Annotated in this window: 13 protein-coding genes; 4 read left to right on the forward strand and 9 right to left on the reverse strand. The window is 39.1% G+C overall.

The window, feature by feature from the left end; all coding sequences use genetic code 11:
* Positions 1 to 92 precede the first annotated feature (92 nt).
* From M2448_RS09550 to M2448_RS09580, 7 genes are all read right to left on the reverse strand, one after another.
* A complete protein-coding gene (locus tag M2448_RS09550; protein WP_280645621.1) occupies positions 93 to 722 on the reverse strand; it encodes a DUF4141 domain-containing protein in 630 nt (209 codons plus the stop codon).
* 45 nt (positions 723 to 767) lie between these two features.
* Entirely contained in the window at positions 768 to 3,263 is a 2,496-nt protein-coding gene (locus M2448_RS09555; protein WP_280645933.1) for a TraG family conjugative transposon ATPase, read from the reverse strand.
* A complete protein-coding gene (locus M2448_RS09560) occupies positions 3,260 to 3,589 on the reverse strand; it encodes a DUF4133 domain-containing protein (protein WP_280645934.1) in 330 nt (109 codons plus the stop codon). Before M2448_RS09560 ends, M2448_RS09555 begins: the two co-directional genes overlap by 4 nt.
* Positions 3,590 to 3,668: 79 nt before the next feature.
* Entirely contained in the window at positions 3,669 to 3,968 is a 300-nt protein-coding gene (locus M2448_RS09565; RefSeq protein ID WP_280645624.1) for a DUF4134 domain-containing protein, read from the reverse strand.
* A 133-nt stretch (positions 3,969 to 4,101) separates the two neighbouring features.
* Positions 4,102 to 4,782: a hypothetical protein gene (locus M2448_RS09570; protein WP_280645935.1), complete on the reverse strand. Its 681-nt coding sequence runs from the start codon at positions 4,780 to 4,782 to the stop codon at positions 4,102 to 4,104.
* Between the two features lie 5 nt (positions 4,783 to 4,787).
* Positions 4,788 to 5,204, reverse strand: coding sequence for a DUF3408 domain-containing protein (locus M2448_RS09575; RefSeq protein WP_280645936.1), 417 nt, complete (start codon positions 5,202 to 5,204; stop codon positions 4,788 to 4,790).
* A 3-nt stretch (positions 5,205 to 5,207) separates the two neighbouring features.
* Positions 5,208 to 5,969, reverse strand: a complete 762-nt coding sequence (locus M2448_RS09580; protein WP_280645937.1) for a ParA family protein — start codon at positions 5,967 to 5,969, stop codon at positions 5,208 to 5,210.
* 876 nt (positions 5,970 to 6,845) lie between these two features.
* Between M2448_RS09580 and mobA the strand changes: the two genes are divergently transcribed.
* The 4 genes from mobA (at position 6,846) to mobC (ending at position 11,020) form a co-directional block, all read left to right on the forward strand.
* The gene (gene mobA, locus M2448_RS09585; protein ID WP_280645938.1) at positions 6,846 to 7,280 is read left to right on the forward strand and encodes a conjugal transfer protein MobA; all 435 of its coding nucleotides are present in this window, start codon (positions 6,846 to 6,848) and stop codon (positions 7,278 to 7,280) included.
* Positions 7,264 to 8,484 carry a conjugal transfer protein MobB gene (gene mobB, locus M2448_RS09590; RefSeq protein WP_280645939.1) on the forward strand — a complete coding sequence of 407 codons (1,221 nt, stop codon included), beginning with the start codon at positions 7,264 to 7,266 and terminating at the stop codon, positions 8,482 to 8,484. The genes mobA and mobB overlap by 17 nt, the downstream gene beginning before the upstream one ends.
* Before the next feature lie 58 nt (positions 8,485 to 8,542).
* Positions 8,543 to 8,860, forward strand: coding sequence for a DUF493 domain-containing protein (locus M2448_RS09595; RefSeq protein WP_163309936.1), 318 nt, complete (start codon positions 8,543 to 8,545; stop codon positions 8,858 to 8,860).
* A gap of 156 nt (positions 8,861 to 9,016) precedes the next feature.
* Entirely contained in the window at positions 9,017 to 11,020 is a 2,004-nt protein-coding gene (gene mobC / locus M2448_RS09600; protein WP_280645940.1) for a conjugal transfer protein MobC, read from the forward strand.
* A gap of 166 nt (positions 11,021 to 11,186) precedes the next feature.
* Here the strand turns inward: mobC and M2448_RS09605 are convergent, their stop codons facing one another.
* Together M2448_RS09605 and M2448_RS09610 are read right to left on the reverse strand one after the other, a co-directional pair.
* Positions 11,187 to 11,627: an RteC domain-containing protein gene (locus M2448_RS09605; RefSeq protein ID WP_280645941.1), complete on the reverse strand. Its 441-nt coding sequence runs from the start codon at positions 11,625 to 11,627 to the stop codon at positions 11,187 to 11,189.
* The gene (locus M2448_RS09610) at positions 11,557 to 11,820 is read right to left on the reverse strand and encodes a hypothetical protein (protein WP_280645942.1); all 264 of its coding nucleotides are present in this window, start codon (positions 11,818 to 11,820) and stop codon (positions 11,557 to 11,559) included. Before M2448_RS09610 ends, M2448_RS09605 begins: the two co-directional genes overlap by 71 nt.
* Positions 11,821 to 11,879: the final 59 nt, after the last annotated feature.

Here is an 11,879-nt window from a genome sequence, read left to right on the forward strand (position 1 = left end):
TAATGTGAGAATATGCCGATGTGCCAATGAGGTTCGCTTCGTGTTAATTTCCGAATTTGCTAATTGACACATTAGCACATTAGCACATTGATTTACCAATAACGAGCATCCGGATTACCATACAAGGTATTGACACGGGATGTCTCCCCTTTTTTCTTGGCTCTGAGATAAGAAATACTGATATTCTTGTTGGTATAGTATTTCACCAGATTACGGTAGCTTACCATTTCGTCATAGCAATGATTGACCACATCCATACGATCTTTGTCGCTTAATGATAAGGTGCTGATATTTACTACTCCTTTCAATTCATTCAGTACATCACCTGATTGTTCCAACAGTTTAGTATACCCGTGAGCAATGGCATTGAGTTCGTCTATCGAGAAGTTGGGATCGGACAGCATTTTTTGAAAATTAGTAACATAGATTTCCGACACTTCTCCAACCATCAGGATGGTCTTTTGAACTTTTTTCGCGTCTTTTACTAAATTATTGACCGCTTTGAGCGCATCGTAATACTCTTTCCCTTGATTATAAACCTTTTGAACTTCTTTGAAATTACTGATCATGGTTTGGGCAGTACTCGAAGTTTGTACAATCTGCTTGCTGGTATTGACAATGCTCTGTGTGAAATTACTTGGGTCCCAGACCGTCCATTGGGCACTCATATTGGTTGTGAAAAGCATAAGGCTTATGCACAACATGAAAAATTTTGCTTTCATATTGAAATTGTTTTTAAATGAATACTTGTATGATTTTTAAGAGATTTATCTCTTGTCCGCTAATTGCTTAATCGCTAATTCTATATCGCCGTCCAATTTTTCAGCTAAACGGAAGACTTCTAGCTTTTCGGTTTCTTCGGTTGTATAACTCAGGTATTCCGCTTTGCTCACTTCGGTGGCATATACCGCCGATTGCATACCGCCCAATCCTATCCAGACTTCCTTATAAATCCGTTGCGGATTATTCGACATATTGATGGAGAGTATCTGCGAGCGTTCCTTATCGGTCAGTCCCAGCAAGGACTGTATCGCGTCGAACTTATTCATGTACTTGCGCTGGTCAAGCAGTATCTTGCAGTCGGAGTTGTTGATAATGGCTTCCTTGACAATCGGAGACGAGATAATATCATCCACTTCCTGCGTAACGACAATGGCTTCCCCGAAATACTTCCGGACCGTTTTATACATATATTTCAGATAATCAGCCATATTGGGGGAAGATAGAGCCTTCCAGGCTTCTTCCACAATCAGTTGTTTACGAATGCCTTTCAGATGCCGGAGCTTGTTGATGAATGCCTCCATGATGATGATGGTTACCACCGGAAAAAGTTCTTTATTCTCCTTTATCTGGTCAATTTCGAATACAATGAAGCGTTTATTCAGCAAGTCCAATTCCTTGTCCGAGTTCAGCAGGAAGTCGAAGCGGCCGCCCTTGTAATACTGGCGGAGGGTGGTCAGCAGATTGTCGATATTAAAATCTTCCTTATCCACCTTAATATCCCGTCGGGTTAATTCCGCTTTATATTCATCCCGCATAAATTCATAGAAGGAGTTGAAGCCGGGAACAATACTCCTGTCGGTTTGTATTCGTTTGATATATTCATCGACAGCACTGCCTAACTCGCCCGATTCGGTCTTGCTGATCTTGTCATCCTCACTTTTCCAAAGAGTCAGTAAGAGGGTTTTCAGGCTGTCCTTTTTCTCCACATCAAACTGCCCGTTGTCCGTATAGAAAGGATTGAATGAAATGGGATTTTCTTCCGTATAGGTGAAATAGATTCCGTCCTCTCCTTTGGTCTTGCGGTTTATCAGCTCACACAATCCCTGATAGGAATTACCCGTATCGACTAACAGTACGTGTGTTCCCTGTTCGTAGTATTGGCGCACAAGGTGATTCATAAAGAAGGATTTTCCAGAACCGCTCGGCCCCAATACAAACTTGTTGCGGTTGGTAATAATCCCTTTTTTCATGGGCAGGTCGGAAATATCCAGATGCAAGGGTTTTCCCGTCAGGCGGTCTACCATCTTGATACCGAAAGGCGAAGGCGAACTCCGGTAGTTGGTTTCGGCGATAAAGAAGCACAGAGCCTGCTCGATGAAGGTGTAGAAACTTTCTTCCGCCGGAAAGTCTCCCGCGTTGCCCGGGATGCCTGCCCAAAAGAGTGTCGGGGTATCCACCGTATTGTGCCGGGGTTTACATTCCATCAGAGCCAGCTGACTGCCCACATCGTTCTTGATGCGGGAAAGCTCCTCCTTGTCTTCCGACCAAGCCATTACATTGACATGACAGCGTACCGAGGTCAGCCCGTAGCTATGCGCTTCGTTCAGGTAGTCTTCGATCCACTCTTTGTTTATTTGATTGGAACGGCTGTACCGAGATAACGAGTGCATATTTCTAGCTTGCTTTTCAAAACGTTTGAGGTTTTCCGTGTGGTCGTCAATGAAAATGTACTGGTTCACGATGTGGTTGCAGGACAAGAGAACACCTATCGGCGCGGCAAAAGACAGGCGGCAATCGCTTCTGTCGGTAGACAAGCGTTCGTATCGGCTGTCGGTCTGTACCTTTCCCGGCAGGTCTTCGGTATCGGAAAGGGTATGCAGGCAGAGGCATTTATCGCCTATCTTCATTTGCCCTGCCCCAAGTGTTATATCCTGCAAGCAGGTAGTGTCTTCCTGCGACAGGGAGAAATACTTTTCCACAATACCGGCTTCGGATTCCGTGCCTACAATCTCGTCGGTAGTAATGCGAGTTAGTTTTACAAATCCCGAATCATTCAAAATCCGCTCGAATTGTCCGACTGCTTCTAAGAACTTTTGGATAGTTTCTTTGTCCTGCATTTTCTTCGGGATGATAAATCCCCGTGTCAGTGCGTTGAAGTTGCTCTGTTGGCGTGCCCTGTCTTTCGTTGTTTTGGTCAGGAACAGATAACTGCTATGGTTCAAATACGGACGTTCATTGAAATGACGCTCGAAACTGCGGGATAAAAAACTGATGTCTTCCTTGTCTACCTCCGGCTCATACTTTTCCTCGACAAACCAGTCCTGACGATGGACAATAGTGTAATCGGGAAGTACCTTGACCGCTTTGAGCCAGGCAGCGTGCATCGCTTCATATTCTGCGGAAGTAACGGTAAAGAGTTCGGGCAGCTCTACCCGATAGGCTACCGACAAGTCAGCGTCTTTGCTCAGGATGCAGTCGTGTTCGACAGTCAGCAGTGGAAATTTACTTTCCAATGTGGCTGCTTTGGCTGTATTTCTCATCGGCCGGCTCCTTCCTTTTTTCTTCGGAAAAGCCGTTCGATGCGCAGCCTGTTGATGATATATCGGGGGTGGTTGCGGGCAGCCTGCATCTTCATCAGTCCGAATTCCCCGTACTTATCATTCAGGTGGAAGGTAAGCCAAACCAACGTGGAAGCCGTAACAACTCCGAAGCCGATACAGATAGTCTGGCTGATACCTATCATATACATGATTACGAAAATCACGAATACGGACAGCAGTCCTCCGGCGAAGATGAACAGGTATTGGGATTTGAGGCCCTTGAACTCGGCGGGCTTGCCGATTCCTTTATTAATCGAGTATTCCATTCTTCTTGTGTTTAAAAATTTATTTAACTCATGTAGATTCCTTATTTCCCCCTTTCGGGGGAAGTGAGGGTCTGTGGGTTTACAAGAAGAAAGAACGCAGGATGGTTGCCGCCACAATCAGGAAGATACAGGCTCCGAACCACGATGCGGCGGTTTTACTGGTATCGGGATCGCCCGAACTGAACTTCCCGTACACTTTCACACCCCCGATCAGTCCGACAACGGCTCCGATGGCATAGATGAGTTTTGTGCCGGGCTCGAAATACGATGTTACCATATTGGTGGCTTCGGTAATACCGCCGATACCGTTTCCCTGAGCAAAAAGGCTTGATGCTATGGCTAAAATCATAGCCATAGAAAGAAGAAGTTTCTTTCTCATAAAAATTGATTTGTTTTAATTGCCGTGGGGGTGGATAGTCCCCACGGCGGGTTAGACTTGGATAATTAAAATGGATAATTAGTGAGGCCGCAGGCCGTCTTGTAGACTTGTTTACTATTTTTTACATAAGCTTTTATTTAGGGTTTAAAAATTTTGCAACATCAAAATTTCCCAGATCGTCGGATTCGGGAATATTATCTAAATCGTCGGAATTTTCACTTTCTTTCTTCTGAAGAGCTATATGCAGGTCTATTAGTTCGGATATTATACTTGCCGTTTTTCCGGAAGAAAGTTGCTCCACGATCTCGGTTTCTTTGTTCTCGTATAATATTTTGCCTGCTTTCTGCTGTTCAATTTGTGATACTTCCGTAGATTCAACAACGTATTTTATTTTATACAGATCGTTGATTTCCAGCCCAGAAGCATAATATACATCTTTCCCAAACATTTCCTTCAATTCGATAACCTCTTGCTCCTCGTCAATTTCATCATTTGGTTCTCTATCCAGTGAATAGTCAATATCTAATGGAGCCGGATCACTTTCTTCTGCAAAGTTATGGTCATCCTCTGCTATTTCCGGTTCTTTCGCAAGAGGGGTGGTAGAGGTTGGCAGTGGTTGGCACAGGCTAAAGTTACTTTTACCTACTATCGAGACTTCCGTTTCGCTGCTTTTCGGTTTATCTGTTTCGCCTTTTTGCTCTTTTTCCAACTGCGCCTTTCCCAAGCGAAAAATATAATATGCTTTTTTTATTATCGGGTAAAGTAAAATCCAGAGCAGAAGGATTGCGGACAAAACTGTTATTGTCAGTATCATGGCGTTTATAATTGGTTGTTTTTTCGCAGCAACTCGTTTATCTCATCTTCATACACATTGAAGTGATTTTCCAGTATATTATCTATATAGCCGAAGTACGACAGTTCGTTATCTGCAATTACGCTGAGAACTTTCCTTATTTTATTATGGAATTCTTGGCGTATATTGATATTCTTTCCTTTGCGTGAAGAAGTCCTGTTCTCTTTCAGAAAAGTTGAAACAAAATCAGGAGCTTTGGCTTTCCGCTTTTTGGGTTCTTCTTTTACAGCAACAGGCTCATCTCCTCCGTCTTTTTCTTTCTCAATAGTGGCAGAGTTGCTTTCCTGAACTTTTCCCTCCAATTCGGGCCTGCTGCCTTTCATCAAAGCCCCCAATATCAGGTCTTCGTCCGATTCTTCATGTGTTATAATCTTCTTTGCCATAAATTAAATTTTCATTAGGGATTGCATTTCCTCTGCAAACTGATCTAGCGCAGCCAATTTGATTTGAATTTTATCGGCAGGGAAGAGTGTAGAACGAAAGATGCTTTTTTGAGAGGCTCCCAAATCTTTGCGAAAACGTTTGGCATCGGGCACAGATGTCTTCATTAATTGAAGCCCCAGTTCGCCGATCACGCTTTCGTACACATCATACAAATTAGTCCTTTCCCTGCCGTCCACCATATTCCAGAAAAGGAATAATCCTTTCACATTCCCTTTTCCCAAAGAGATATAACTCTCGTTCATCGTGATGGCAAATTGCAGGGTACTTTCCACTACTAAGCGATCTGCTATCATCGGGGAAAAAATATAATCCATATTAGCGACAAGGGTAAGCACACCTTTAGTATTCAATGTGCCGGGCAAGTCGAAGAAAATAATATCGAACTGACTTTCGGTAGTTTCGATCAATCTTTGGGCTGTTTGAAGAGCATCAATCACATTGCCGGCAATGACCGGATAAACACCTCTTTTATCTAACGAAAACTGCTTGTGGGCAAGCTGCTTGTAAAACGGATCATTGGTAACGAGTCTGCCTTCCCGCTCTCGTTCGTCCTTAATACTGTGTTGCGGGCTGTCGCAGTCGATGATGGCTACATTTTTTTTCAATACATAGTTAAAGTAACTGGCCATTAATACGGTAAAGGCACTTTTTCCGACTCCTCCTTTTTGGGTACTGAATGATACGAATAAGGGTTCTCTTCTCATGTCAATAATTTTAAGTTGAATAAATCTATATTTCTGTCGATAGAGCTATTTGTCGTTCTATTATTCTGAATATTTATAGTTCGTTATATCGTTTGATCTTTCTATAAATCAGCCGATAGATAGATTTAATGAGCGATATAGCTGTCTATATATTTAAAGGTATATGGTTTTATCGTTCTTTTTACCGATAGGACTATCGACCTGTTTTTTGTTCGATTTATCGATATATCTAAAAATCGAATGTCAGATTGTTAGAATGTTCTATCAGTAGATTATTCGATAATTCTATCCATCGAAAGAATCTTATATCTAAGAATCGAACCATGCATCGTTATGGAGATAGAGCGATATATGAATACATTTTTTGTTCTATCTATCGTTCTATAGTACAAAATTAAGGGAGCATTAATCAAAAATGGTTCATTTTCATGAGAGGTGGTAGCGGTTGGCAGTGGTTGGCACAGGTCAAGGATTATTTTAACCTAATAGAAGCCTCTAACTTTGCATAATCGGAGTATAAAGATGCTCTAATCTTGAAATTGCTTATTGAAAAGAAGCTGGCTTTTTAAGGATAATAGATGTGCATAACAATGGTAATATTCGGGATAGTTATTCTCATTCTCCATTTGATAGCATCAGTCATTTTCGAAGCTAACGTTAATCCACCCTTTCAAGGTGGATTTTTATTGTCGTCAGACAATAGCAAGGTATGTTTTGAGTACACTCAAAACCGTTTTAAGTGCCTTAAAACACCTTGCCCACTCCTTTGAAAGTCGGGGGATAATCTTACTCCGAAGTCGTAAGATTTTGAAGAAACAGTATTAATAAATGGTCGTCCTGTGGCGACAAAGCTAATTATCCAAATGTCATATGAATATGAAAAGAAATGAATCAAGAAAAGGAGGGCGAATTCCCAAAACAGATCCGGCGAAAAATCGCCATGTTTTCTACCTGAATGATGAAAAAGAAGCCAAGTTCTTATCATTGTTTGAACTGTCGGGAGCAAAAAACAAAGCTCATTTTATCACATCCTGCATCTTCAATAATCCTGTAAAGGTGGTCAAAATAGACAAAGGACTACATGATTATTATATGCGCTTAACCACATTTTTTGGTCAATTTCGGGCAATTGGAGTCAATTATAATCAGGTTGTGAAAGCTCTTAATTCCAATTTTTCAGAGAAAAAAGCACTCGCATTTCTCTATAAACTGGAGAAAGCGACCATTGATTTGGTGGATTTACAGAAAAAGATTGTGGCTCTAACCAACGATTTAAAACAAAAAATCAGTAACGATGATAGCCAAAATTAGCGCAGGAAGTTCATTGTTCGGAGCATTATCTTATAACCACGAAAAGGTTGAACAGGGAGAAGCAAAGGTTCTTTTCGGCAACCGTATTGTTGAAAATATGGATTCCGAATATACAATGCAAAATATGATGGAATCTTTCAAACCTTATTTGGATGCCAATAATAGAACTGAAAAACCGATACTTCATATATCAATCAATCCTCATCCCGATGATAAACTGACAGATGCACAACTATTGGAAATCGGACAAAAGTATATGAATCAGATGGGATATGGCGACCAACCTTATCTTATATATAAGCATGAGGATCTGGATCGGCATCACCTACATATTGTGAGCATCAATGTAGATGAAACAGGCAAGAAAATCAGCAATTCCAATGATTTTTATAAATCGAAAAAAATTGCCCGAGCTTTAGAAAAGGAGTACAATCTACTTCCTGCCGAAAGGCAAAAGCAATCGGATAATCTGCCTCTCAAACGAGTAGATTATAAAGGCGGCGATGTAAAAAAACAGGTTTCTGGTGTAGCCAAATCCGTGATGAAGGATTATCGTTTCCAAAGCTTCAACGAATATAAGGCTGTACTTTCAATCTATGGAGTGACAGTAGAAGAAGTCAAAGGCGAAGTCAGAGGTAAAACCTATAATGGATTAGTGTATTCTGCTCTGGATAAGAAAGGAGAAAAAATTGGTAATCCGTTCAAAGCATCATTAATTGGAAAAGCAGTTGGTTATGATGCTCTGCAAAAGCGGATTACTTTTTCTAAACAATCTATGAAGGATAAGGCTATATATAATAGGTGTAGGAATATTATATTTCCTCTTTTAAACCAGAAGCCTAACCGAAAGACTTTTGAGAGAGAACTCGCAAAGAATAATATATCTGTATTATTTAGAGAGAATGATGAAGGTCGCATCTATGGGGCAACATTTATCGACTATCAAGAAAAAGCGGTATTTAATGGTTCTCGTTTAGGTAAAGAGTTTTCAGCGAATGTGTTTCATAGCTTGTTTAATGAAAATCATAAAGCGGAAGCCAATTATCTATTGCATGATAATAATTACTTCCAGGAACAGAACAACGAGATGGAATCTTTGGGTGGATTACTGGATATGGTACAACATGGTGATAACTATGAAGAAATTGCCTTTACGAATCGAATGAAACGGAAAAAGAAAAAGCACAGAGGACCTAATCTATAAAATATATGACAGATTGACTTAACGTTATTCTTGGTGCGATGTTTGATATAGATTTACCATGAATGGAAAAATAGAAATCTTGGAAAATGATAAGAATCAACGTATAGATGATTTTTATCTGACTTTTAAAAAGAAACTGGAGGAAATACACACATTTCCTTCTGACTATGTTTTTAAGTTTATTGTATCTGCTGAACAGAGCAATATCGCGAAAGTGCATTCAATCTTTGAAAATGCAAATGCGAGTTTTTCAATGAGAGATAGTAAAAACGGTAAATATTCAAGTATTACGGTTAAAGCCCCAGTCAGTGATGCTGATGATGTTGTAATTTATTACAGGCAGGTAGCAGCCATTGATGGTGTAATGATGCTTTAACTCGAACTACCTAAAATAAGAATCCTCAAACAGATAATGTTTGGGGATTATTCATTATATAGAATTATATCATGTCCGAGTGTTGGCGGCAAACTGTCTCATTTTTAGAACTGTATAGATATTAGTTTTGGACTCAAATTCAAAACTAATAGTATTATGCAACAAGAAGACGATTTAAGAGGGTTAGCCAAAGTCATGGAGTTCATGAGGGCTATCAGTATATTATTTGTAGTAATCCATATTTATTGGTTCTGCTACCAATCAATAAGGGAAACAGGAATCAATATCGGAGTTGTAGATAAAATCCTGCTGAATTTTCAAAATACAGCAGGGTTGTTTTCTAATATACTTTGGACAAAGCTATTTGCCGTAGTATTTCTTGGTCTATCCTGTTTGGGGACAAAGGGAGTAAAAGAAGAAAAAATCACATGGAATAAGATATACATATTCCTGTTCTTTGGCTTTATCTTCTTTTTTCTCAATTGGTGGATACTGGCTTTATCTCTACCGTTGATAGCCAATACTGCTATCTATGTATTTACGATAACGACTGGTTATATCCTATTACTAATGGCAGGGTTGTGGATGAGTAGGCTATTGAAGAACAACCTGATGGAGGATGTATTCAATTTGGAGAACGAATCCTTTATGCAGGAAACACGATTAATAGAGAACGAATATTCCATTAATCTACCGACTCGATTTCTCTACAAGAAGAAGTGGAATAATGGGTGGATTAATGTTGTTAATCCGTTCCGGGCATCTATTGTGTTAGGAACTCCAGGTAGTGGTAAATCTTATGCAATAGTAAACAACTACATCAAACAGCAGATTGCAAAAGGTTTTTCAATGTATATATATGATTATAAGTTCGACGATCTATCAACTATCGCTTATAATGAGTTACTCAAAAATCTTGACAAATATGAAATCAAACCTAAATTCTATGTAATCAATTTCGATAATCCGGCAAAGAGCCACAGATGCAACCCGATTGCTCCCGAGTTTATGACGGATATCAGTGATGCATATGAATCAGCTTATACGATAATGCTAAATCTTAATAAAACATGGATTCAGAAACAAGGGGATTTTTTCGTGGAATCGCCAATTATCTTATTGGCTGCTATAATTTGGTATCTCAAAATATATAAGGATGGAAAATATTGTACATTTCCCCATGCAATCGAATTCCTTAATAAGAAATATGCAGATATATTTCCCATACTGACATCGTACTCTCAATTGGAAAACTATCTTTCTCCTTTTATGGATGCATGGGAAGGTGGGGCGCAAGACCAACTCCAAGGGCAGATAGCTTCTGCCAAAATACCTTTGTCCAGGATGATTAGTCCTCAACTGTATTGGGTAATGACAGGTAATGATTTTACATTGGATATCAATAATCCGAAAGAACCTAAAATCCTTTGTGTAGGGAATAATCCTGACAGGCAGAATATCTATTCGGCTGCATTGGGTTTATACAATAGCCGTATTGTGAAATTAATAAACAAGAAAGAACAACTCAAATCATCTGTTATTATTGACGAGTTGCCTACCATATATTTCCGTGGATTGGATAACCTGATTGCTACTGCTCGTAGCAACAAAGTGGCTGTGTGTTTAGGATTTCAGGATTATAGTCAGTTGAACCGTGATTATGGAGATAAAGAATCGAAAGTGGTGCAAAATACCGTTGGAAATATCTTTTCGGGACAGGTTGTAGGAGAATCGGCAAAGACATTATCAGATCGTTTTGGAAAGGTTTTACAGAAGCGTCAGTCTATGACAATAAATCGTCAAGATAAATCGACGTCTATCAGCACTCAACTGGATAGCCTTATTCCTGCCAGCAAGATATCGAATCTTACTCAAGGTATGTTTGTAGGTGCGGTTTCAGATAACTTTGATGAACGGATTGAGCAGAAGATATTTCATGCTGAAATTGTGGTGGATAATGTTAAAGTTTCAGCAGAGATGAAAAACTATCGAAAAATTCCTATCTTGACCAACTTTATTAATACGGAAGGTGTTGATTTAATGGAAGAAGAGATTCAAAAGAATTATTCTCAGATTAAAGCGGATATCGGGCAGATTGTAAAGGAGGAATTGGAACGGATAAGTAGTGATGAGAATCTAAAGCACCTGATTAAAGGATAAAAAAGCATGGATGCATTATCTCCAGCTATAGGGGTACTGGTATACCTTACGAACAGGAGTAATGCTCCATGCTTTATGTGCATGAACATTATTTCCTTTTCTTTTGTTCGTGAATTTTAAATTACCAGTTTTCTATTCGCTAAAGAAAATGAAATACAATGATCTATTATTTATCTTTCCTTCTTATTTTTTTCTTTTTAAAAATTCCATTATCCATATTATCCATTCGTTCGTTTAGCTTTTCAATCATTTCATCAAGAAAGAGAGTGCGGCTTCCGACTCTCCTTCGGATAGCTCTGAATGTATCATAACAATCTTTTACTTCAAAGGAGAATAGTTGACAGAGAATTTCAATCAGAGAATTTATGTCTATATCTCCATTATCAAATTTCTTGGTTTCTAAGGCTCCATATGCAAATTCGACTAAATCAGCTGCGGTTCCGGTCCAATGAAGGTCTTGTTCTGATTTCTTTTCTTTTTGATTTCCTTTATTACTATTATTCTGTAATTGCCATTGTAAGATTTTCAGTTCTATATCAATAAGAGAGATTGCCTTGATTGTATATTTTAAGGCATTTTTTTTCCTGTCCGTTAGATAAAATATCACGAACTCCAACTAACTCCAAACGCACAAAACCAAGATGATAATACAGCTTTGCAATGTTTGTTTCAATTTGTAGCTTGTCTAATAGTTTTAGTGCAAATTCGTCATAGGCTTCTTCAAGTTTTGTTAGAAAATTGTTACTTTCATCTTGTTTAGATAAGATAGAAAATAATTTCAAATTCATTAAATTTTTCATTTTAAAAAAATTATAATTATTAATTAGTGATACAAAGACTCAATACGTAGAGTCTACTT

Source organism: Dysgonomonas sp. PF1-14 (genome assembly GCF_029892965.1).
GTDB lineage: Bacteria > Bacteroidota > Bacteroidia > Bacteroidales > Dysgonomonadaceae > Dysgonomonas.